General features: G+C 55.7%; 25 protein-coding genes, 1 pseudogene and 2 riboswitches. Of the genes and pseudogenes, 10 read left to right on the top strand and 16 right to left on the bottom strand.

The annotated features are described in order from the left end of the window. Positions 1 to 21: 21 nt before the first annotated feature. Entirely contained in the window at positions 22 to 525 is a 504-nt protein-coding gene (locus AC3WJN_RS11650; RefSeq protein ID WP_007783406.1) for a GNAT family N-acetyltransferase, read from the top strand. A 145-nt stretch (positions 526 to 670) separates the two neighbouring features. Here AC3WJN_RS11650 and AC3WJN_RS11655 read toward each other — a convergent pair whose 3' ends face one another. From AC3WJN_RS11655 to AC3WJN_RS11695, 9 genes and pseudogenes are all read right to left on the bottom strand, one after another. Further along, entirely contained in the window at positions 671 to 1,156 is a 486-nt protein-coding gene (locus AC3WJN_RS11655; RefSeq protein WP_007783408.1) for a YbaK/EbsC family protein, read from the bottom strand. Positions 1,157 to 1,214: 58 nt separating this feature from the next. Continuing rightward, on the bottom strand, positions 1,215 to 1,934 hold the full coding sequence (locus AC3WJN_RS11660; protein WP_005829987.1) for an MOSC domain-containing protein: 720 nt from the start codon (positions 1,932 to 1,934) through the stop codon (positions 1,215 to 1,217). Between the two features lie 24 nt (positions 1,935 to 1,958). Continuing rightward, positions 1,959 to 2,756: an NAD kinase gene (locus tag AC3WJN_RS11665; RefSeq protein ID WP_007783411.1), complete on the bottom strand. Its 798-nt coding sequence runs from the start codon at positions 2,754 to 2,756 to the stop codon at positions 1,959 to 1,961. Between the two features lie 104 nt (positions 2,757 to 2,860). After that, positions 2,861 to 3,310, bottom strand: a complete 450-nt coding sequence (locus AC3WJN_RS11670) for an NUDIX domain-containing protein (protein WP_492329266.1) — start codon at positions 3,308 to 3,310, stop codon at positions 2,861 to 2,863. A 706-nt stretch (positions 3,311 to 4,016) separates the two neighbouring features. Then, positions 4,017 to 4,415: a YugN family protein gene (locus AC3WJN_RS11675; RefSeq protein ID WP_005829981.1), complete on the bottom strand. Its 399-nt coding sequence runs from the start codon at positions 4,413 to 4,415 to the stop codon at positions 4,017 to 4,019. Between the two features lie 149 nt (positions 4,416 to 4,564). Further along, positions 4,565 to 5,452, bottom strand: coding sequence for an LSm family protein (locus AC3WJN_RS11680; protein ID WP_007783414.1), 888 nt, complete (start codon positions 5,450 to 5,452; stop codon positions 4,565 to 4,567). Positions 5,453 to 5,532: 80 nt separating this feature from the next. Further along, positions 5,533 to 6,669: a glycine oxidase ThiO gene (gene thiO / locus AC3WJN_RS11685; RefSeq protein ID WP_007783416.1), complete on the bottom strand. Its 1,137-nt coding sequence runs from the start codon at positions 6,667 to 6,669 to the stop codon at positions 5,533 to 5,535. Between the two features lie 156 nt (positions 6,670 to 6,825). After that, positions 6,826 to 6,941, bottom strand: a riboswitch (TPP riboswitch). Between the two features lie 79 nt (positions 6,942 to 7,020). Continuing rightward, positions 7,021 to 7,239 (bottom strand): excisionase family DNA-binding protein, encoded by a 219-nt coding sequence (locus tag AC3WJN_RS11690; protein WP_307723519.1) that lies wholly within the window; start codon positions 7,237 to 7,239, stop codon positions 7,021 to 7,023. A 21-nt stretch (positions 7,240 to 7,260) separates the two neighbouring features. Next, positions 7,261 to 8,610 (bottom strand): annotated as a pseudogene (locus AC3WJN_RS11695) (glucose-6-phosphate isomerase); the annotation flags it as partial. 197 nt (positions 8,611 to 8,807) lie between these two features. Between AC3WJN_RS11695 and AC3WJN_RS11700 the strand changes: the two are divergent. The 3 genes from AC3WJN_RS11700 to AC3WJN_RS11710 are packed head-to-tail and all read left to right on the top strand — an operon-like array spanning position 8,808 to position 12,032. Continuing rightward, positions 8,808 to 10,085 (top strand): efflux RND transporter periplasmic adaptor subunit, encoded by a 1,278-nt coding sequence (locus tag AC3WJN_RS11700; protein ID WP_007783419.1) that lies wholly within the window; start codon positions 8,808 to 8,810, stop codon positions 10,083 to 10,085. A gap of 40 nt (positions 10,086 to 10,125) precedes the next feature. Beyond that, on the top strand, positions 10,126 to 10,845 hold the full coding sequence (locus AC3WJN_RS11705) for an ABC transporter ATP-binding protein (RefSeq protein WP_007783421.1): 720 nt from the start codon (positions 10,126 to 10,128) through the stop codon (positions 10,843 to 10,845). Then, positions 10,842 to 12,032: an ABC transporter permease gene (locus AC3WJN_RS11710; protein WP_007783425.1), complete on the top strand. Its 1,191-nt coding sequence runs from the start codon at positions 10,842 to 10,844 to the stop codon at positions 12,030 to 12,032. The genes AC3WJN_RS11705 and AC3WJN_RS11710 overlap by 4 nt, the downstream gene beginning before the upstream one ends. A 51-nt stretch (positions 12,033 to 12,083) precedes the next feature. Here the strand turns inward: AC3WJN_RS11710 and AC3WJN_RS11715 are convergent, their stop codons facing one another. The 3 genes from AC3WJN_RS11715 to AC3WJN_RS11725 are packed head-to-tail and all read right to left on the bottom strand — an operon-like array spanning position 12,084 to position 12,733. Then, entirely contained in the window at positions 12,084 to 12,260 is a 177-nt protein-coding gene (locus AC3WJN_RS11715; RefSeq protein WP_007783427.1) for a hypothetical protein, read from the bottom strand. Between the two features lie 51 nt (positions 12,261 to 12,311). After that, the gene (locus tag AC3WJN_RS11720) at positions 12,312 to 12,461 is read right to left on the bottom strand and encodes a hypothetical protein (protein ID WP_155808584.1); all 150 of its coding nucleotides are present in this window, start codon (positions 12,459 to 12,461) and stop codon (positions 12,312 to 12,314) included. Then, positions 12,458 to 12,733, bottom strand: a complete 276-nt coding sequence (locus AC3WJN_RS11725; protein ID WP_007783428.1) for a YqkE family protein — start codon at positions 12,731 to 12,733, stop codon at positions 12,458 to 12,460. The genes AC3WJN_RS11720 and AC3WJN_RS11725 overlap by 4 nt, the downstream gene beginning before the upstream one ends. Positions 12,734 to 12,830: 97 nt before the next feature. Here AC3WJN_RS11725 and sspK point away from each other — a divergent pair, with 97 nt between their 5' ends. Continuing rightward, entirely contained in the window at positions 12,831 to 12,962 is a 132-nt protein-coding gene (gene sspK / locus AC3WJN_RS11730) for a small acid-soluble spore protein K (protein ID WP_007783429.1), read from the top strand. Between the two features lie 27 nt (positions 12,963 to 12,989). Here the strand turns inward: sspK and AC3WJN_RS11735 are convergent, their stop codons facing one another. Next, positions 12,990 to 13,826 carry a glycosyltransferase family 2 protein gene (locus AC3WJN_RS11735; RefSeq protein WP_005829962.1) on the bottom strand — a complete coding sequence of 279 codons (837 nt, stop codon included), beginning with the start codon at positions 13,824 to 13,826 and terminating at the stop codon, positions 12,990 to 12,992. Between the two features lie 173 nt (positions 13,827 to 13,999). On the opposite strand from AC3WJN_RS11735, the gene AC3WJN_RS11740 reads away from it, so the two are divergent. The 4 genes from AC3WJN_RS11740 (at position 14,000) to AC3WJN_RS11755 (ending at position 17,519) form a co-directional block, all read left to right on the top strand. Next, positions 14,000 to 14,353 (top strand): DUF3905 domain-containing protein, encoded by a 354-nt coding sequence (locus AC3WJN_RS11740; RefSeq protein ID WP_005829960.1) that lies wholly within the window; start codon positions 14,000 to 14,002, stop codon positions 14,351 to 14,353. Positions 14,354 to 14,461: 108 nt separating this feature from the next. Continuing rightward, complete coding sequence (locus AC3WJN_RS11745; protein WP_005829958.1) at positions 14,462 to 14,764, top strand: iron-sulfur cluster biosynthesis family protein; 303 nt, start codon at positions 14,462 to 14,464, stop codon at positions 14,762 to 14,764. A gap of 63 nt (positions 14,765 to 14,827) precedes the next feature. Next, on the top strand, positions 14,828 to 15,943 hold the full coding sequence (locus AC3WJN_RS11750; protein WP_005829956.1) for a site-2 protease family protein: 1,116 nt from the start codon (positions 14,828 to 14,830) through the stop codon (positions 15,941 to 15,943). 235 nt (positions 15,944 to 16,178) lie between these two features. After that, positions 16,179 to 17,519: a hemolysin family protein gene (locus AC3WJN_RS11755; RefSeq protein WP_005829954.1), complete on the top strand. Its 1,341-nt coding sequence runs from the start codon at positions 16,179 to 16,181 to the stop codon at positions 17,517 to 17,519. Between the two features lie 85 nt (positions 17,520 to 17,604). Here the strand turns inward: AC3WJN_RS11755 and AC3WJN_RS11760 are convergent, their stop codons facing one another. The 3 genes from AC3WJN_RS11760 to AC3WJN_RS11770 form a co-directional block, all read right to left on the bottom strand. Beyond that, the gene (locus AC3WJN_RS11760) at positions 17,605 to 18,582 is read right to left on the bottom strand and encodes a cation diffusion facilitator family transporter (protein ID WP_005829952.1); all 978 of its coding nucleotides are present in this window, start codon (positions 18,580 to 18,582) and stop codon (positions 17,605 to 17,607) included. Between the two features lie 184 nt (positions 18,583 to 18,766). Continuing rightward, positions 18,767 to 19,081: a DMT family transporter gene (locus tag AC3WJN_RS11765; RefSeq protein ID WP_005829950.1), complete on the bottom strand. Its 315-nt coding sequence runs from the start codon at positions 19,079 to 19,081 to the stop codon at positions 18,767 to 18,769. Next, on the bottom strand, positions 19,078 to 19,431 hold the full coding sequence (locus AC3WJN_RS11770) for a DMT family transporter (protein ID WP_005829948.1): 354 nt from the start codon (positions 19,429 to 19,431) through the stop codon (positions 19,078 to 19,080). The genes AC3WJN_RS11765 and AC3WJN_RS11770 overlap by 4 nt, the downstream gene beginning before the upstream one ends. 112 nt (positions 19,432 to 19,543) lie before the next feature. Beyond that, positions 19,544 to 19,647, bottom strand: a riboswitch (guanidine-I (ykkC/yxkD leader). A gap of 210 nt (positions 19,648 to 19,857) precedes the next feature. Here AC3WJN_RS11770 and AC3WJN_RS11775 point away from each other — a divergent pair. Next, complete coding sequence (locus tag AC3WJN_RS11775; RefSeq protein WP_007783436.1) at positions 19,858 to 20,319, top strand: low molecular weight protein-tyrosine-phosphatase; 462 nt, start codon at positions 19,858 to 19,860, stop codon at positions 20,317 to 20,319. Positions 20,320 to 20,337: the final 18 nt, after the last annotated feature.

Genomic DNA, 20,337 nt, shown 5'->3' on the forward strand with positions numbered 1-20,337 from the left:
ATTTTGAAGGAGTCGGTCTTCATGCTGCTGCAAATCAGGGAAGCTGTTTTGGACGATTTACCTGCCATGCTGGCGATTTACAACCATGCGATTGCCCATCTGGCTGCAACTTTCGACCTGGAGCCGCAGAGTTTGGCCCAGCGCGAAGTCTGGTTTCACAAGCACACTGAAGCTCATCCGCTGCTCGTCGCCGAAGCGGACGGGCAAGTGGTCGGCTATTGCTGCCTTTCTCCTTTTCGCGAAAAGCCGGCGTACAGCAAAACGGTCGAGCTGTCTGTCTACATTGATGCGCAGCAGCGGGGATGCGGTGTCGGTACGGCCTTGATGAGCGACATCTTGCAGCGGGCGGAACAGCTCGGCTACCACACGGTCATCAGCGGCATTACGGGTGGAAACGAGGCAAGTGTGCGGCTTCATGAAAAGTTCGGGTTTACGCTTGCGGGAAAATTCCGGGAGGTGGGCTTCAAATTCGGCGAGTGGCACGATGTGCATTTTTATCAATTGATGCTGGGAAAAGAAGCGTGAAGCTTCCCCTGCGCGAACGAACAAAAGCCGGCAATCCACGGTGTCATGCGGATTGTCGGCTTTGTTTTTGCAAAAAACGTTTCGCCATTTTCCGAAAAGCAGCAGAACTGCTTGTCTGCCTGCGGCCGGCAAAACGGTCATGTTTTTACGAGGCTGGTGCAGCAGCCGCATCGATCTCGACGGCTTTGGTCATGGCAAGCAATGCCGCGTAGGTGACGGGCAAAAGCGATTCGGCAACGCCCGCAGCCGTATAGACGACAGGGAAGCGCCGCAGGGAAGTATCGACGAAGACGGGCACTTCCTCCTGCAACGCAAACGGACAGACAGCGCCTACGCGATAGCCTGTCACCTTTTCCACTTCTTCGGCGGAGGCCATCTTCGCCTTGCCCGAGCCAAAAGCGGCCTTGACCTGCTTGGGATGGATCTTGACATCTCCCGCTGCGACAAACAGCGCAAACTGGTCGCCAGCTCGAAACAGGATCGACTTGGCGTTTTGTCCCACCTCGCTGCCCAACGCTTCGGCGGCTGCCTCGGATGTAGGAAGCGGCTGCTCAAACAAAATCGGCTCGATTGCGGGATCGTACTGCTGCACAAAAGCCTTCACTTTTTCTACAGGACTCATCACGGTCATCTTTCGCACCTCCACTAGCCAGTTGCCGAGGCAAAAGCAGTTTGCCTCGCCTTTTTGCCTACTCCAGAATAAACACCTCGTCGCCCTGCGACACCGTACCTGTCGTCACCACAGAGGCGTACACGCCAAAATGGTTTTCGTGGCGCTTCACGCATGCTTTCAGCACAGCCGGGTTTTTCTGCAGCGTATCGGGGTCGATGTTCACGTACATGCAACGCTCGCAATGCTTGGTAACCTGCAAGGTAACATCGTTGATTTGCAGCTTTTTGCCCAGCCATTTGTCTTCTGCGAACGGTTCGTCGTCTTCGAGCACGACGATGAGGTTTCCGCGAAAACGTCTCGGGTCAATCCAGTCGCTGCCGATCACCCGTGCCAGCTCGCGCAGGGAGGCGTCCGTCACCAAAAGAATGTGGTCCTCCCAGTTTTTCCCTCCCTCTGTCGGGAGACTGCGCATCGGTGTCACCGCTCTTTTCGCTGTCTCTGCGACATGGGCGAACAGCGACTCTCCCCACGTATGTACGCTGCCGTCACGCGCTTCAACTTGAACGTCGGGGTATGCTTCTTCGCCCGTCTTTTCCCCCATGCTGGCATGGTAGCCGAGCAGCGCCGGGACGACGTCTGCACTCAAATATTTTCCGCCGCGAGAGTCGTCCAGAAAGTAATAAGCCCGATCGCCGTACAGGCCGAAAACGTCGACCTCCGACGTCGTCAGTTGCTCGCCCTGCATCGCTTTTACCGGATGGCGGAAAATGCTTTGCAGTGTTCCTAGCTTTTTCAATGATATCCCCTCCCCCAAGTCTCTCTATCCTTTGATAAACGAATTGCGCACCCTGCTCCAAAACGTCAGTCGCTTGTAGCGGGCGAATTTGACTTTGCCTTGCCCGACACGGCACATAATGGAGCGCACGCCTCTCCACACCGCCTGCTCGCGATCGAGGCCGATCATGATTTCCGGGTTCATGACAATCAGCTCTACTTCGTGATGCTTGGGCAAAACGAGCGAGCTGTTGATCGTCCGGTACGCCTGGTTGTTGATGGAGGCGATTTCGGACAGTTGGATCGCCTCGATGGACGGATGCACGATCGCTCCATCCACGGCTTTGTTGTAGGCTGTACTCCCCGATGGCGAAGACACGATCAACCCGTCGCCGCGAAACGTCTCCAACTCGTCCCCGTTAATGTAGACGCAAGCGACCAACGTCGAGAGGGACGCGTTGCGCAGGACCAGTTCGTTCAACGCCCATTTTTCGTATCGCTGGCCATCTGCTGTATCAATCCGGCACTGGACCGTCGGATACTCGACGATCGCCGGTTCGGCGTGCAGCAGCCGGTCGACGAACTCATCCAGCTCCTCCGGCCGCCAGTCGGCGTAAAAACCGAGGTGTCCCGTATGAATCCCGACATAGGCCGGCTCCATGCCGTATTGATGGACGGCCTCCAGCAGCGTCCCGTCCCCTCCGATTGAGAGCACCATGTCAGGCTTGGCCTCCGTTCCGTTCACAAACGTGTACGGCCTGCCTGCCTCGCGCAGCTTTTCCTTCAACAAATGTTCTACTTCCCGTGTATAATCGTCATTTCGCAGTACAGTCGCAATCTTCATGCTGGTCTGCCCTCACTTTTATCCTTCGAAGCGGTCAAGTACGCTCGTTTTGTTGATCTCACTATACCACATGGGAAAAGGAGATGCATGGAAACGGCCGAGTCTCACCATCGCTCTTCGCGGAAAGACTGGGCGCAAAATTCCGCCAATCGCTTTCGCGTCGAGGGGGTCATGTCGTCCGGGAGCTGGTCCCACAAAAAGTAGCGCATGTCCCGGACTTCATCGGCGTCGATCTTGCCTGTCCCGGGCTGGATTTGGCAGGCATGGAACAGGGCGATGTGGTCGCGCTTGCCTTCGCGTTCGCTGTAATACAGGTGACAGAGCCTGAGCTCGCCAGCCACGAGGCCGCATTCTTCCCGCAGCTCTCTGCGGGCTGCCTCCCAGAGCGATTCTCCTTTTTCGACTCCGCCGCCGGGCAAGTACCAGCCGGGTACATAGGTGTGCCGAATGAGCAGGACGCCTTTTTGTTCGTCGGCCACGATGAGGCGCACTCCGAGAGTCAGCGGCTTGCGGATTTTCCAATACCATTTCGCTATCGCATGGTACCACGCCATGCTGTCGCCTCCTGTCTCCTGTCAGGACGTCGTTTTTCACGGGTGTCTCGGGTCGGTCATTCTGCTGTTAGGGAAATATTACCTGACTAATAGTGGAAAAACAAATCTTTTACAAAGGTTGTTGTTTGTTGTTTTTGGTGATGCGGGGAAAAAGTGAAAACATTGAAAAGAGCGTTTGCCCGTTGCTGTTGGCGAGGCGAGGGAAAAAGCAAAAACATTAAAAAGCCCGTCTGTCGTTGCTTTTGGTGAGGCGAGGAAAGAGGAGAAATCGCTGGAGCTTCTTGGGATACCCGCTGGGGGCTGGACTGCCCGGCTCCGGGGAAAAAGCAAAACCGCGTCCAAAGTGGTCGATTCAGGATGTGTCTCAGAGTGGACGCTTAAAAGCGTGTTTTGCTTTTTCCCCTCCACCTCGGTCGGTATCCCAAAGAGCTTTCGCGGATTTCTCCTCTTTCCTCGTCAGCGGCTTGCTTGAGTGGGCGTGGGTTTTTTAAAAACGTTTTTAAAGAGTTTTTCAAAGACGGTTTTCATGCTAGAAAAAATAACCACCCGATCCGGGGCCCTCAGGCAAGATTTGCTGCCCTCAATCTGTGCAATACTTTCTGCAAACAGAACAGGGCTGAAAAAGCAATTTCATTGAAAATCCATTCCTCGTTGCTGCTTTCAGCAAAGCAAAACAAAAAAGCAGGCCTGCTCCAAGGCCCGCTTTTCATCCGAGACGATTTTCCAGTTCTTTGACGATGGCCTCGGCCTTGCGAATCCAGCGGGGGTCGATCTCGGCATCTTTGTCGAGCGGCTCCTGGAACTGGTTCATCACGGCTGAAGCGACGGGGGCGTAGTAGCCGATATCTTCCTCTACGCCTGTGTTGTAGACGTGGCGCAAAACAAACGGTTCGCCCAGTTCCAGCCACGCGTCGGGGCTGTCGAGCTCGCCCTGCAAGACTTTTACCGGGAGGCGGAGGTACACGGTGTTCCTGTCGTCAAGGGTGCGGTCGAAATAGCCGTGTTCGTAATCCCAATTCGCCAGTGTAAAATGCGGCTCGAGCGACTCGCGGAAATAGCCGAACGTCGCCTTCGTCCCTGGTAAGCTGCTTTGAATTTTCTTCATTTGTATCCCCTGCCTTCGTCACATACTACTGGTAGTGTGCGCCAAAACGGCGGGTTGTACTCACAGGCGAGGGCAGGCAAAACGAGCAACAAGCCTCGCTGCCGGAATTGCGGATGGCAAGAGGCTTGGTAACTCTATGCTTTCAGGTTTTAGAGCAGCGCGATCGTCAAAAGCGTAAACAAGGCGAGCGGAATGATTCTTTTGCCTCTTCGGCACGGACGGCGGCGTTTTTTCCTCGGCACGACGACTGCAGCCGGAGGTGGTGGCGGCGGTGGGTACGGGTAACACGGCTGAGGCGGGTAGGGCGGGAACGGTGGGAACGGCGCCATGTACGGATTGAAGCCGGAATAAGGGCTGACGAAAGGAGCGCCCTCTCCAAACGGACTCACCTGGCCGTACGGAAAGCTCGGACTGCCAAACGGACTTACTTGCCCATATGGCTGGCCCGGACTGCCGAACGGGCTTACCTGCCCAAACGGCTGATTCGGGCTGCCGAACGGACTTACCTGCCCATACGGTTGACCCGGACTGCCGAACGGGCTTACCTGCCCAAACGGCTGATTCGGGCTGCCGAACGGACTTACCTGCCCATACGGCTGGTTCGGGCTGCCGAATGGGCTGATCGGAGCGTATGGATAGCAATCGTCCGCGTAAGGGCTGACTTGACCAGCAGGAGGCCGATTCGGCTGGCTGCTGCTGCCAAGCGGACTGACATCGCCAAACGGCTGGTATCCGCCATATGGATAGCCGTAGGGAGTCCAGTCCGGGTACATGCCCCAGTCTCCATGCGATTTGCGGCTGGCTACCTCTTCGAACTCGTAGTCGTCTTCCTCTGCATCGGGATCGTCCACTTCCACATATACATTCTGATCGTCAAAGTCCACGATCACGCCTTCAAAAATCTGGCCGTCAATCGCTTCAATGCGCACCTTTTTCTCGACGTGTTCTTTGCATATGTTGTGCACATTTTCACGCATATCCTTTATCAGACTGACCGTCTGGACGTCAGCCTGGTACAGGTTTTTTTCAGACTGCATGGAAACTCCTCCCCTTCTGGTGTTTCTTTATTACCATATACAGGTGCCCATGGGGAGGTGTACCGGGTTTGCAGTTCGGACTAGCCCATTTTGTTCGACGTTTCGTCTGTTTTTGCCAAAAAGCGGGATGGCAAAAACGGCGTCAGACGCTCTGTCTCGCCTTTTTCCAGGTAGTCGGCCATCCATTTCGCGGTAGCCGGGGACAGCAAGATGCCGTTGCGGAAGTGCCCTCCGGCAATCGAAAGCCCGTCCCAGCCGGGCACGGGACCAAGCAGCGGCTTGCCATCTGCGGTAGCTGGCCGCAGTCCGCCCCACGCCTCCAGAAAAGCAGCGCCGTGCAAGGCCGGGACGTACGGCATGACTCCGTTCAGGATGCTGGCCAAGCCCGCCATTGTAACTTCGCGCTGAAAGCCGCTTTCGTCTTCTGTCGCGCCGATGATGATTTTCCCGTCCTTCTTCGGCGTGATGTAGCCGGAGGTGCCAAAAATGACGGTGCGAAGCGGGATGCCTGCGGAGGATACCGCCGCGATCTGGCCGCGAACCGGGCGAACGGGAATCGAAACGCCGAGCATTTCCAGCATGATGCCCGCCCACGCGCCTGACGTGATGATCGTTTGCTCCGCCCGCAGCGGTCCAAGCGAACTCTCCACGCCGACTACCCGGCCGCCTTTTACCGCGATGCCGCTCACGACACAGCCTGCGTGCAACGCGACGCCTTGCAGCCGGCATGCTGTCACCAGAGCGCGCAGCAGCATGCGGTTGTTGATATGCCCTTCGTACGGAGAGTAGATGGCTGCCTGCGCCTGCTCGGTCAAAAGCGGCTCCACCTCAGCCAGTTGCTGCCGCTCCGTCAAAAGGTGGACGCTGTGCCCCGCTTCTTTTTGCCAATGGTACTTCGCCAAAAGCTGTGCCTGCTCGTCATCGTTGAGCGCGACCGTCAGCAGCCCTTCCAGGCTGAGCTGGACGTCCCCTCCGGTAAACTCTTCCAGCTCGGCCGCCCACTGCGGGTAATAGGCCAGCGAAGTCATGCCCAGATCGAGCATCGGGCCTGGGGCCGTAAACTCCTTCAACGGCGCGAGCATCCCCGCCGCCGCAGAAGACGCCTGTCCGCCCCATTCTCCCTGCTCGACCAGCGTGACGCTCCTTCCTCTTCGTGACAACTCATAAGCCAGACTTAATCCGATAATTCCTCCACCCACTACGAGACAATCGCTCAATTTTTCTCTCTCCTCGCTTGTTGTAATCTCTTCGGGGCCGTTCGAAAGCGCCGTTGTAGCCAAAAGCCCCTGGCGCAGTCGACAAAATGAAAAAAACCACCTTCTCCTTCGCAGGAAAAGGCGGGCTTCATACGCATCGTAACCAAATAAAAAAGCGCTGTTTGCCGGCAACCGTATCCCTGCGCCGGCATGATCCGGATCAGGTGCAATGGGTCGACGGTCGTTGCTTCCATCCTCTCAGCCCCGCATGAAGGACTCCCCGAGTTGCTTGATCTTTTATTTTCGTTCACCCACCAAGTATAGTCCTCTTGGGCGCGATCTGACAAGATGGTCTGCGCTTTCATCCTCAGCTTAATCCTCGTCTTTCACATCGTAGCTTTCCGGAACCGTCTCGTGACGCGCCGCTTCCTCGAACTCGCGAAGCTTGCGCATTTCCTCCAGATGGTGATTGAACTGCTCCTTGTTGATGATGTACTCGTTGCCGTCGTGGAGAGCGCGGATTTTGCCCTGATGAATTTTTTCCAAAATAAACGTTTCAGGAAGCTCCAAATACGCCGCTGTCTCCTCCACAGTCAAATACGTCTTGTTCTCGCGCAATCTTGCCTCCAGTTCCGCTTTCTGCTGCTCGAATCCAGGTTTTCCCAGAAGGGCGAACATGTTGGCCTTGTACGCCTCCACCCCGGGCTGATCGAACGGGTTGACCCCTAGCAAATAGCCGCTGATCCCGCACGCCTTTTCAAAAAAGTAGATCAGGGCGCCGAGATGGTACGCTGTCGCCTCTGGCATCTCCACAAGCAGGTTCGGTACGCCGCCATCTACATGGGCCAGTACCGTTCCCTCGAAAGCCTTTTTATTGACAAACCCCATCCGCTTGCCGGACAGGAAGTTCAACCCGTCCACATCGAGCGGGTCCTCCTGCACGGTCACGTCGACGGCGGGCTTGTTGACCGTAACAACCGTTTCAAACAACTGCCGCATGCCGTCCTGTATGTACTGCCCCAACGAGTGCAGGTCCGTGGAAAACTCGGCTGACGCGGGAAAAATTCCTTTGCCGTCTTTTCCTTCCGACTCCCCGAAAAGCTGCTTCCACCACTCCGCGAAAAAGCGGAACTGCGGCTCGTAGCTGACCAGAAGCTCCACGGTTTTGCCTTTGCGGTACAGCGCATTGCGAATCGCCGCATACTGGTAGCACGGATTTTCGTACAAATCCATGACCATGTAGCGCTCGCTCGCGTCTTGCGCGCCCTTCATCAGCGCGTCCAGATCGGCCCCGCTCACTGCGATTGGCAACAGTCCGACTGCGGTCAGGACGGAAAAACGTCCGCCGATATCGTCCGGAATGACGAAGCTTTCGTACCCTTCGTCCTCCGCGAGTCTTTTTAAGGCGCCGCGCGTTTTGTCCGTCGTAATATAGATGCGCTTCTTCGCCTGCTCGCGGCCGTACTTGTTCTCCAGCCAGGTGCGCAGCAGCCGAAAAGCGATCGCGGGCTCTGTCGTCGTGCCCGACTTCGAGATGACATTGATGGACACGTCTTTTCCTTCGAGCACGTCCATCAGATGAGAGATATAAACCGGGCTGATATTGTTCCCGACAAAATAAATTTCCGGAAAACGCCGCTTCGACTTCGGCAGCAAATTGTAAAAGCTGTGGCCCAAAATGTCCAGTACAGCTTTCGCCCCTAAATATGAACCCCCGATTCCAATTACCAAAAGCACATCCGAATCAGCCTGGATACGCGCCGCCACCTGGCGAATCCGCTCAAATTCAGCGCGGTCGTACCTCTGCGGCCAATCAACCCAACCGAGATAGTCTCTGCCTGGACCCGTTCTTTTGTGCAACATCTCATGCGCCTGCCCGATCGCCGGGGCAAGCTGCTCCCACTCATGCTGTCTCACAAAGGCGCGTGCATTAGAGTAATCAAATCGAATCGCTTGGTTCATGGCTCCCCTCCCAAGGAACGTCATCTATTTTCTTATCTTATCACGCCAAAAGCCAGAAAGTTGCTTTCCGTCAAAACATCACAAAATGTGAGCAAATCGTGAACAATTCGCCACAAGTGTTACCTTTTTCCAGACCTGGCGTAAGACTTCACCGAGCAAAGAAATAATACGGTTCCTAACAGCAAGGAGAAATGAACATGAAAAAACGGTGGTGGATCATCGGTTCCGTGGTCGTCCTGCTCGGTGCGGGCTTCGTCGGAATCAACATGATGGGCTCTCAGCAAGCCATGGGCATGCCGGTAAACATCGGGGCTCCGACCAAGTCAGTCCTGGAGAGCAAAATTTTGACCTCGGGGATCGTCACGGTAGAGGACAAGCAAAAGCAGTATGCCAACGTAACCGGAACCTTGCGCGAGTTTGTGGTGAAGGAAGGCGACAAGGTCAAGAAAGGCCAGGTCATCGCAAAAATCGACACCTCGGATGTCGACGGCAGACTGCTTGATCTGGAAGTGCAAATGGAAGTAGCCAAAGCCAATCTGGCAAAAGCCCAGATCGGGGCAGAGCCGGAAGAAGTGGCGCAGGAGCGCGAGCGGGTCAATCAGGCCCAGCGCGAATACGACGCAGCCAAACGCGAGTACGATCGGATCCAGCAACTGTTCGCTTCGGGGGCTTCCACGCAGCAAGAGTTGGACAAGGCCAAATCTGTTTTGGACAACGCCCAGTCTTCCCTGAATGTCACGAAGCAACAGTTTGCCCTCAAGCAAAAAGGGCCGCGCAAGGAAGACATCGCCGCCCAGCAGGCGCAAATCAACAAGCTGGCCGTAGAGCGCAGCCAGTTGGAAAAAGAGCGCGTGCAAAGCGTCCTCGTCGCGCCGATGGACGGAACAGTCATTGGCGTGGCGGCCGAGAACGGCCAATACGTCAGCAAAGGCACGGAAATTTTGACGCTGGCCAACCTGAACAACCTGCTCATTCAGGCTGATATTAACGAGTCGGACGTCGGCAAACTGAAAATCGGCCAGTCCGCGACGATTGAAGGAATTACGCTGGGCAAGCAACTGCTGAACGCCCAAATTACCCGGATCGCGCCGATCGCGACCACTACGCAAAGCAGTTCGGGCCAAGGCGAAAAAACGCGCGTCAAAGTCATCCTCAAGCCGCAGGGCGATTTGAGCGCACTGAAGCCAGGCTTCCACGTGGACATCAACATCATGGTGGAAAAAATCGAAAACGCCCTGCAAGTTCCCATCGAGTCCGTTCAGCAGGACGCCGATGGCAGCACCTTCGTATGGATCTCCGCTGACGGCATCGCCAAGAAGCAAAAAGTCGTTACAGGCACAGAAAATGAGCTGTTCTCCCACATCAAGTCGGGACTGTCAGGAGACGAACAAATCATTTTGGGACCTGTCGACGCTCTGAGCGAAGGAGCTGCGGTCATGCCGATGAGCGGCGGTGCTGCTGCGCTGGGCATGTAACGACTGGACGCGTTCCACGTAAAAAGGAGGTCAGCCGACAATGCTTCAGGTAGAAGGCTTGACGAAATCATACAAGACAGGCGATACTACCCTCCCGATCCTGAAAGGCGTCTCCCTGCTAGTGGAAAAAGGCGAATTTGTCGCCATCATGGGACCATCGGGATCAGGGAAATCGACGTTCATGAACATGCTGGGCTGCCTGGATCGTCCGGACTCGGGGACGTACATTCTCGACGGCATCGAGGTCAGCAGCCTCAAGGACAAGCAGCTCGCCTATGTTCGCAATCAAAAAATCGGCTTCGTTTTTCAATCGTTCAATCTGCTCGCGCGCTCCACTTCTTTGCACAACGTGGAGCTGCCGATGATGTACGCCAACATCAGCCGCTCGGAAAGACGCAGTCGCGCCACCGAAGCGCTGAAGCGAGTCGGGCTTGCTGAGCGCATGAACCACAAGCCGACACAGCTTTCCGGCGGACAAAAGCAGCGGGTCGCCATCGCCAGAGCGCTGGTCAATCGACCCGCCATCCTGTTGGCCGACGAACCGACAGGGAACCTGGACAGCCGCTCCGGCGTCGAGATCATGGCGATGTTCCAGGAGCTGCACGCCCAGGGCGTCACGATCATTCTCGTCACGCACGAACTGGACATCGCCCAGCACGCCGAACGGATCGTCACCTTCAAGGACGGCGTCATCGTCCGCGACGAACGGGTCGAGGAACGCATTTTCTCTACCCCGTCTGACGAGGTGATTGTCACATGAATTTTATGGAGAGCTTTTACACCGCCCTGGAAGGCATCTGGGCGAACAAAATGCGTTCCTGCCTGACCATGCTCGGCATCATCATCGGCATCACCTCCGTCATCGCCGTAACGACACTTGGCGAAGGCGGACAAAAAGCGATTAACGACGAGATGGAAAAATTCGGCCAGAACACGTTCAACGTCTTCATCAACTGGGATACGAAGGAAGAGATAGCCGCAGACGACCTGACCATCGAGGACGCCGAGGTACTCAGCCGAATCAGCCCGGCAATCGAGTACATCGTCCCGTACAACTCCAATACAATCGAACTGAAAGGCCCGAAAAAAGAAGAGCGGGTCAACCTGACCGCCAGCACCCCCGACTACTTTGCCATGCAGAAGACGATGAAAGTGGCCAAAGGACGCCTGTTCAACAGCGCGGATGACAAGGAGCAGCGCGCCGTCGTCGTGCTGGAGGACAAGCTCGGCGAAAAGCTGTTCGGCCAGATGAACCCGATCGGCCAGCGCGTGCGCTGGGGCAACAACTCGCTCGTCGTCATCGGTACGTACACAGAGGAAAAGTTCAAGTTTGACATGGGAGCAGAGACGTTTGGCGCGGTTGTCCCCATCCGTTATTACCACAGCCTGCAGGAAGAGCCGTCCGTCCAGATGTTCATGGGCAAAGCCGTGGACAAGCCGTCTGTCGACCCTGCCATGCAGCAGGTCAAGCAGTATTTGACCCGCAAGCATCAAAAACAAGACCACTACATGGTGCGCAGCATGCAGGAATCGGTCGATCAGTTCAACCAGTTGACAGGCACATTGACACTGATCTTCAGCGTCATCGCCGGAATCTCGCTCGTCGTCGGCGGGGTCGGCGTCATGAACATCATGCTCGTTTCCGTCACAGAGCGCACGCGGGAAATCGGGATTCGCAAGGCGCTCGGGGCAAGGCGCAGCGACATTTTGATCCAGTTTCTGATCGAATCCGTCATCGTCTGCCTGATCGGCGGCTTGATCGGGGTCCTGTTCGGACTGGGCATCGCCGCCCTGATTGCGCAGTTTGCCAATCTGCCGCCGCTTCTGTCCTGGAACAGCGTGTTCATCGCCTTTGGCTTCTCCAGCGCAATCGGCATCTTTTTCGGCCTGTATCCGGCCAACAAGGCCGCCAAGCTGGACCCGATCGAAGCGCTTCGCTACGAATAATTTCAGCAACAAAAAACATGCACCTGTGCAGCTTGAGCCACAGGTGCATGTTTATGTTGGAAACGTATCAGTCATCAGCTTCAAAAGAAAAAAAAGCGCAATCCCGACACTCGCGACTGTCCACCAGAGCGTTTTGCTGTCCGTCTTGTCTGCCTTGTAGATACCGCTCAGCTTCCAGGTGCCTACAGCTACACAAAGGAGACTGAGCAGGAGCAGGATTGTCCCCATGGTCTCCCTCCTTTCCCCTCTCCTAGCTATATGGGGAAGGAGGGAAAAAAATCACTCCTTGGGCTGCTTTTTCCCTAACCGGCCAAGGACTTGCTGGCCGCGCTGCTTGATCGACTCATCCTTGAGCGCGAGTTGTCGTTTTTTCATCAGGCCGTTTTTCGACGTATCCGGCCTCTCCGTCTGCCGTCCATCGCGCATCAACTGTACTTGCCTCCGCCTTTTTTGTCGTAGTCGGCCAGCAGTTCCGCAAAGCTTTTGTTGCGCTCGCGCTCTTCCTGCTCGCGGCGCTTTTGCTCGGCCGCTTCCTTCGCCTTGCGCTCGCTTTCGGACTTCATTTCTTTTTCCAACTGCTTCAGCTTGGCCAATGCATCCGCATTCACCATATCCTTCAGGCTGCCGAGAGAAGATTTCGCTTCTGTCGCTGTATCCAGGTTTTGACGTTGTGGTTGCTGTTTTTGTTTTTTCTTCGCCATGTGAGCTGCCATCCTTTCCCTATCGAATTCACGCCCATTCTCCAGCGCCTTTTGGGTCATACTATTTTTACGCTTCGCATGAAGAGGAGGACGAGACATGGTACGCAATAAAGCAAAAGACTTTGGAAAAACCGCAGAAATTCGTGGCCCAAAAGCCCAGTCTGAAGCCGTCCGTTCCAACGGTTCCATTAATAGTGAACCACAAGAGCGGTTAAAAGAAAACCGTTAGGCACAAAGTAAACCGCCGGGGCTATGGTCATGCCCGGCGGTTTTTTTTCGTCGGCTGGCTGCTTGCGCCCAGTCTTTTTTGCACACACTCCTGCTTCAATAGCGTCAGCTTATCGTCCAACTGGAATTGGCAGCCATTTTTTAACAAACGTTTTCCGAGATCGCGCTCCATCTCAATCCGCGGCAGCTCGCGAAAAAGTCCTGCTTTTTGCAGGCTTTCCCGCCGCAGCGAGACGTGCTGGGTGTCAAACAGCGTCCACGGCGAGCGGTGCCGCGCCAGCTTCGCCCCGTATTTCTCCCGGGCGGCCAGCCGCTTCTGCGCGATTGGACAGGGCAAGCCGATGTGAAATGGCAAGCCGTTTACAATCTGGCTCTCTTCCAGCAAAGGGACTGTTTCCACAAGCGTATGCGGCCGCTTCACATGCGGGTATTGCTCCAGCCAGAGCTGGCACTCCGCATGCTGTGTCGCGCTGAAGCCCGGCTCATACACCGAATAGATTCGTTTTCGATCCTGCCCGAGCAAGACCAGGTGGCTCGCTTTTTCATGTGCCTGCTGATGCACGCCGATGAAGCTGCGGGGTACGATCATCTGGGCAGCGAGGAAGACGATCAGCTCGCCGCGCGCCAACTGTATCCCTGTGTTCAGCAGGTGGGCAAGCGGTTTTTTGGCCCGAAACTGCACGTAGTTCAGCGGAAAATGAGCGGTAAACCGGGACAGCTTTTCCCTCGTCGCATCCGTTGAGGTGTTGTCCAGCACGATCACCTCGAACTCCTCGAAGGCGCAGTATTGCAGGTTGAAGCCGAACAACGTGTACAACAGTTGATCGTCTGCGTTTTTGGCAGGAATAACGACACTGGTCAGCATCGAATCTCCCCCTTTTTGTAGCATATGCAGGTGGCGGCAACTTGGGCTGGGCTTGGGTCGCGGCCATGCTTGCGCGCTGCTCGCCGTATAAGGGAAATGCGACTGATGCATGCTAAAAGCGAGCATGCCTCGCTGGCAAACATACGGCTGTGTGGATAAAGGAGGTCCAACGAATGGACAACGACCAGAAAAACAACGAGAAGACGAAGGATATTTCCCTCGATGGAACCTTGCCGCATCAGATCAGCGCGCCTGACTTCAAAAAATCGTCCCGCACGATCCAGCGACCTTTTGTCAACGAGTTTGGTGTGGTGATCGGAGACAGCCAGTACGAATCCAAAGAATCCCCGTTGAACAACTGGAGCACTGACACCGACCCTTCGATCATGGCAGGCGACCAATGGGTGCACCCGACCAACGACATCGGCTGGAACTCCTACGAAAACAAGGAGCTTTTGGAGGACAGACCCATAGGCAATGCCCGCTTCATGCATCCGACGAAAGACGTCAGCAAAGGCAAGGATTAACCGCTGTCCGTAAAAAAGACCGCCCATTCGGAAAAGACAGGCCAACCGAATGGGCGTTTTTGGTTTGTGTGTTACAATGGGCTTGAAACGATGGAAAGGAGCTTGCCCATGAGCATCACACTTGCGATAGAGCCCGCATTCTCTCTCGCCTACCAGCGCTATGCGGAATTTCGACCGGGCGATACGCTGCGGCTGTACGTACGGACAAGCGGACCCGGAACGGGCGGACTGTTTTATGCGATTGAAAAAGACGAGGCCATGCCTGGTGACGCCGTTTTCGAAGTGGAAGGCTTGCGCTTTGTGATCCGGCCGACCGATTTCTGGTTTTTCGACGGCGGACAGCTCGGCTTTGATCCTACATACGGAGAGTACGGCTTTCGCTTCGCGAATCCGCGCCTGGAAGGCCAGTAGAAACTTTCCCGGGCGTCGTCCGTATGAAAGAAAGACTGCCATGACGTATGGGAGGAGCTTTTGATGAAAAAAAGTCGTTCGGTCCTCTTGGCCATCGGTGCTTTTTTGCTGGCCAATTTCAAATGGTTAATCGGCATCCTGAAGTTTTCCAAATTCGGCACGACCTTGTTGTCAATGGTCATCAGCCTGTGGGCGTACGCCATGTTTTACGGCTGGAAGTTCGCCGTGGCGCTCGTCTACCTGATCTTCGTCCATGAAATGGGGCACGTCATCGCTGCCAAACGAAAAGGCATCGCGACTTCGCCAGCCGTCTTCATCCCGTTTGCGGGTGCTTTTATATCCATGAAAGACATGCCGCGCGATGCCAAAACAGAGGCCTATCTCGCTTACGGCGGACCGCTTGCCGGCATGATTGCCTTTTTGCCTGCCCTGCCGCTGTATTGGTGGACGCAGGACCCGTTCTGGGCATTGGTCATTTACCTCGGCGCCCTGCTCAACCTGTTCAATTTGCTGCCTGTCTCTCCGCTCGATGGCGGGCGGATCGTCTCTGTGCTGTCCACAAAAATCTGGTTCTTCGGGCTGGTCGGACTGGGGATCATGCTGTTTGCCAATCCGGGGCCTATCATGGTGCTCATCTTCATCATCGGCCTGATTACGTGGTGGAGTCGGCTGCGGGAAAGCTACCAGCACCAGGTGCTCCAGTACGAGCGGGACAAAATCGCCGACTTTTTGCAGAGCATCGCCCAATGGCCCGAGCTGGAAACGACCTGGGACACGCGCGTTCGCCTGAACGAAGAGGTCACCGCGCTCAACCAGGCAGAGCCGGACAAAGGCTTCCTCGTCCCTTTTCTCCAGGACGAAAAACGCCTCATCCGCGACCGGAAGCGTCTGGACAAGGTGTACATGAACAGAAAATGGGAACTGTTCAAGCAATGGGAGCGCGAGCCGATTCTCTTCATCGACTCGGACCCGCTGCGCCCTGCCCCTTCCGAATTGCTGCGCGAAGCAGAGCAAATGGCTCGTCAGCGGCTGACGGAAGTCGAAGAGCAAATGCATCGGCTGACGACGTACTATGTAGCACCGGCGGCAACCAAGTGGAAAGTGCTGGCTGCCTACCTCGGCCTGGCCGCTGTCCTGTCGGCCTTCTTCGTCTACGGACAGCAGATTTTGCACAGGTAGCGCGGGCTTTTTCGCCTCGGTCCCGCCTGCCTGGAGCGGACAGTTTGACCATCTGTGACCTTCTGCGGCCTTCTGTGGGCGCAAAATCGTGCGCTATGGATACCTGAAGGTCGCTCTTCCCCAGCAAGGGGTCAGAAACGGCTGCTACGGTGATTTATCGCTTTTGAGAGTTGTCGCCAAACAGAGTAAAATAGAAGCGTACATTCATAATATTCCAGAGAGGATGACTTTTTACTTGGACACCGTCCCGATAGTGCTCAACCTGCTGCTTGTCATATTTCTTGTTTTTCTCAACGGCTTTTTCGTCGCCGCTGAGTTCGCTCTCGTCAAGGTGCGGCAAACGCGCCTGACGCAAATGGTGAATGAAGGAAACAAACGCGCTGTTTACGCCCAAAAAGTAACGCAAAAGCTGGATGGCTACCTGTCTGCCTGTCAGGTCGGGATCACTCTCGCCTCGCTCGGACTGGGGTGGGTCGGGGAACCGGCTATCGCCCACATGATTGTCGAACCGCTGCTCGGTTCAACAGGGATGCCTGACTATCTGATTTCTGCGATCTCTTTTGGGATAGCGTTTGCGATCATTACCTTCCTGCACATTGTCCTGGGTGAACTGGCGCCGAAATCATTGGCCATTCAAAAAGCAGAAGTGACTTCGCTGTGGGTTGCCGCGCCATTGATGTTTTTCTATAAATTGCTTTACCCGGCGATCTGGTTTTTGAACGGAACAGCCAACGCCCTGATGAAACGCTTTGGCCTCGAAGCTATTTCGGAGCATGAAGCGGCTCACACGGAAGAAGAAATTCGCATTCTCGTCAACCAGAGCCACCAAAGCGGCCATATCGACCAAACCGAGCTGGCGCTGGTGGAACACGTTTTCGACTTTTCCGAAACCCTTGCCCGGGAGACGATGATCCCGCGCATCGACATGGTTTGCTTATATAGCACGAACACCTTTGAAGAAAACCTGGAGATCATCCGCACCCAGCGACACACCCGTTTCCCTGTAGCGGATGATGACAAAGACAATATCATCGGCTTTGTCCACGCGACCGACTTTTACCTCGCGGCCCTGCAAGACGGGCATGTCGAGCTGGATTCGCTGCTCCGCCCGGTTCTGACTGTTCCGGAAACGATGGAAATCAGTACGGTCCTGCGCCTGATGCAGAAAAAACGCTCGCAGCTCGCGATTGTCATCGACGAGTACGGCGGTACAGCCGGACTGGTGACCATGGAGGATATTTTGGAAGAAATCGTCGGCGATATCCAGGACGAGTTCGACGAGGAAAGACCGGAGATCGAAAAGCTGGAAAACGGCCTCTCCGTATCCGGCATGCTGACGCTCGCTGACTTGAACGACCACCTTCCGTTCGAACTGGAATCGGAAGACGTGGACACGATCGGCGGCTGGCTGTACAGCCAACTGGAAGAAGATATCGCGGTGGGCGCTACGGTAGAATGGGAAGGCCATTTGTTCACCGTCAAGCAGATGGATAATCACCGCGTCACGCGCGTGCTGATTACGCCGATCAAAAGCGATGAAGCACAGCAGCCGGAAGAGCTTTTGACCGTCTCCTGATCGCCTGCGCATCGCAATCAATAGCGAAAGCCCCTCACCTTGCAGCATAAGGTGAGGGGCTTTTTTTCCTGTTAATTCGCCGGGGTCAGGTTGTTTCGAGGATGTTCGGCCGCTCCCAGTCGCTTACGCCGTTGTCCTCCAGAATGCCCATCGTCACGTCGCTGATGTCCGGATCGGTCAGCAGGCTGTCCCTGATGCGGTATTTGATGTCGTCCGCTACCGCCAGCGTCAGGCCCGTCCGCAGCTCCACGTAGCACTCCACATGGTAAAACCGCCCTTCCTGGACGATCCGCAGCCGGTTGATATCGACCACATCCGGATCGGCAAAAATGATCGCGGCAACCCGGTCCTCCACTTCTTTCGGAGCCGCTACCCCGATCAGTCCGACCATGTTGTCGTACCCGACCTTGAACGCTACGCCGACCATCAAAATGCCAATCAGGATCGTCGCGATGCCGTCCAGGAGGGCAAATGTCGTAAACTGCGTGACAATGACCGCGATCAAGGCCAATAGCGCGCCTGTCGTAGCCACGATGTCCTCGTAAAAGACGAGGCGCGTCGGCGGCGCCGCCCGTCCCACATGGCGAAAAGCAGCGGGGACGATCGCCCAGCCCTTCGCGTCGACACGGGTTTCGTGGACGATCTCTTTCATCGCTTTGACCAGCACGTAGCCGTCGACGACAATCGCCAGGAACAAAATGATAAAATTAAGCCAGAAGTGACTGGAATGCGCAGGCTCCTTGAGCAGATGGAAGCCTTCCATGATCGTTTCGTACGCCATGATCGTCACGACGATGACCGCGATCATGCAAAACAGGTTGATAACGCGGCCAAATCCGGTCGGAAACCGCGGCGTCGGCTTTTTCTCCGCCAGCACGCTGCCGAAAAAGACGAAGCCCTGGTTCACCGCATCGGCAATCGAGTGCATCGCCGACGCAAACATGGCCCCGCTGCCGCTGTACGCAGCGGCGACCCCTTTGACAATCGCCAGGCCCATATTGCCCAAGGCGGCCGTAGCCGAAGATGTGTTTCCTTTTTTTAACGTTGCCCAAAAAGAGCCCATGCTGCCATGTATCCCCCTCGAAAAAAATCCTGTTCTTGTTTACTATTCCCCACGAAGAACCATCGTCCCTTTTCAAAAAAAGGAAAAAAAATGAAAACAAGCGCCGTTGGCCGAATCAACAGTGCGGCGCCGCTTCCGGGCAGCAGCTCTCCAGGAGCCATCTGTTTCGATAGCAGCCGTGCCTTTACGCCAGCAGCTTCAAACCTGCCACCGACACGATGACCAGCCCGATGAACAACAGCCGCAGCCCGTCTTTTGGTTCTCCGTAAAACAGCATGCCTACGAGGGCGCTTCCCACCGTGCCGATGCCCGTCCAGACCGCATACGCCGTCCCCATCGGAATCTCGCGCATCGCCACAGACAGCAAGAGAAAGCTGAGCGAAAATCCGCCGAGCAGCACCGCCCAGGAGCGCAGGGACGGCTTCTGATTCACCTGCGAAATCCCCATGACACCGACTACCTCAAACAGTCCGGCCAAAATCAGGGACACCCATGTCATGCGACTTCCCCCTCCTTGTGCGCATCTCCCTCATGCTCATGCGTGACCAGCTTCAACCCGATAATGCCGACGAGCAGCAGAGCGATCAGCCCTACCTTGGCCCAACTGAACGGCTCCTGAAAAACGGCCATCTCGACGATCACCGTACCCGCTGTTCCCAGTCCGACAAAGACGGCGTACACCGTGCTCGTCGGCAGCCGCTTGCCCGAATAGATCAATACCGCGAAGCTGACCAGAATCGCGACAACGGTCAGCAGCCACTCCCAAAAACTGTCGGCGTGCTTCAAGCCCGCTACCCACATCACCTCAAACATTGCAGCGGCCACAACCAAAAGCCAGTTCTTTCCCACCACAATCCCTCCTTTTGTCTATCGTTCCCCAAGCGCAGCTTGCGCGCAGGCTCATCCGGAGCACCTTTTTCACACAAGCAAAAAAAGCCGCGGGCGAATACCGTCTCAGATATTCTCCCGGGCTTTTATCCCTCCGTGTACACGGCCGCAGCCGTGCGTTTTCTCTCGGTCCAGTCCGGCCAGCCTCCTGACCGCGGAACCCTAGAAAACGTATCGTATGCAATTCGAACATGGGGTAACTGGCTCTTATTGTAGCAAAAGCAAGGCGATTTTTGCAAGAACTGCGAGCAGGACACGTACGGGCGCGGAAAACCAGCCTGCTTTTTAGCCGTCGGGCAGTTTTTTTCAAAAACAGCTTCTTGTGCTATTCTAGCTAAATAGAAAGATCGTCCCAAACCGATCAAAACAGTGAGGAGGAGAAAACCGATGACAAGCGTACTGTTTGTCTGCCTCGGCAATATTTGCCGCTCCCCCATGGCGGAAGCCGTTTTTCGCCATCTCGCGGAGCAGGAAGGCTTGGCCGGGGACATTTCCATCGATTCGGCGGGAATTGGCGGCTGGCACGCGGGTGAGCCGCCGCACAAAGGCACGCAAAAAGTTTTGACCGAAAAAGGCATCGCCTGCGACACGCTGCGCGCCCGCCAGATTACCCGCAACGATTTTACCGAGTACGACTACGTCGTATGCATGGACGACGAAAATTTGGCCGCGCTCATGAAAATGGCTCCCGCAGGCAAAAAAGTGTACCGCCTGCTCGATTTTGCCCACGCCGTCCAGGAGCAAAACGTGGAAGACCCGTACTACACAGGGCGCTTTTCCTACGTCTACGACCTGGTGGAAGCTGGCTGCCGCGGTCTTTTGGCAGAAATCAAACGCAAAAAGGGATAGCCCGCTTGTCAGGGCATC

It is taken from the genome of Brevibacillus sp. FW306-2-1A-C05A (assembly GCF_058781555.1).

Bases quoted from the DNA above. Each gene is read 5' to 3' on its own strand.
- sspK (WP_007783429.1), top strand. From the start codon at position 12,831: ATGGTACGCAATAAAGCAAAAGACTTTGGAAAAACCGCAGAAATTCGT.
- AC3WJN_RS11735 (WP_005829962.1), bottom strand. From the start codon at position 13,826: ATGCTGACCAGTGTCGTTATTCCTGCCAAAAACGCAGACGATCAACTG.
- AC3WJN_RS11655 (WP_007783408.1), bottom strand. From the start codon at position 1,156: ATGACCGTGATGAGTCCTGTAGAAAAAGTGAAGGCTTTTGTGCAGCAG.
- AC3WJN_RS11650 (WP_007783406.1), top strand. From the start codon at position 22: ATGCTGCTGCAAATCAGGGAAGCTGTTTTGGACGATTTACCTGCCATG.
- AC3WJN_RS11665 (WP_007783411.1), bottom strand. From the start codon at position 2,756: ATGAAGATTGCGACTGTACTGCGAAATGACGATTATACACGGGAAGTA.
- AC3WJN_RS11745 (WP_005829958.1), top strand. From the start codon at position 14,462: ATGAGCATCACACTTGCGATAGAGCCCGCATTCTCTCTCGCCTACCAG.
- AC3WJN_RS11675 (WP_005829981.1), bottom strand. From the start codon at position 4,415: ATGAAGAAAATTCAAAGCAGCTTACCAGGGACGAAGGCGACGTTCGGC.
- AC3WJN_RS11670 (WP_492329266.1), bottom strand. From the start codon at position 3,310: ATGGCGTGGTACCATGCGATAGCGAAATGGTATTGGAAAATCCGCAAG.
- AC3WJN_RS11715 (WP_007783427.1), bottom strand. From the start codon at position 12,260: ATGGGGACAATCCTGCTCCTGCTCAGTCTCCTTTGTGTAGCTGTAGGC.
- AC3WJN_RS11700 (WP_007783419.1), top strand. From the start codon at position 8,808: ATGAAAAAACGGTGGTGGATCATCGGTTCCGTGGTCGTCCTGCTCGGT.
- AC3WJN_RS11705 (WP_007783421.1), top strand. From the start codon at position 10,126: ATGCTTCAGGTAGAAGGCTTGACGAAATCATACAAGACAGGCGATACT.
- AC3WJN_RS11760 (WP_005829952.1), bottom strand. From the start codon at position 18,582: ATGGGCTCTTTTTGGGCAACGTTAAAAAAAGGAAACACATCTTCGGCT.
- AC3WJN_RS11765 (WP_005829950.1), bottom strand. From the start codon at position 19,081: ATGACATGGGTGTCCCTGATTTTGGCCGGACTGTTTGAGGTAGTCGGT.
- AC3WJN_RS11740 (WP_005829960.1), top strand. From the start codon at position 14,000: ATGGACAACGACCAGAAAAACAACGAGAAGACGAAGGATATTTCCCTC.
- AC3WJN_RS11775 (WP_007783436.1), top strand. From the start codon at position 19,858: ATGACAAGCGTACTGTTTGTCTGCCTCGGCAATATTTGCCGCTCCCCC.
- AC3WJN_RS11750 (WP_005829956.1), top strand. From the start codon at position 14,828: ATGAAAAAAAGTCGTTCGGTCCTCTTGGCCATCGGTGCTTTTTTGCTG.
- AC3WJN_RS11680 (WP_007783414.1), bottom strand. From the start codon at position 5,452: ATGCAGTCTGAAAAAAACCTGTACCAGGCTGACGTCCAGACGGTCAGT.
- AC3WJN_RS11710 (WP_007783425.1), top strand. From the start codon at position 10,842: ATGAATTTTATGGAGAGCTTTTACACCGCCCTGGAAGGCATCTGGGCG.
- AC3WJN_RS11725 (WP_007783428.1), bottom strand. From the start codon at position 12,733: ATGGCGAAGAAAAAACAAAAACAGCAACCACAACGTCAAAACCTGGAT.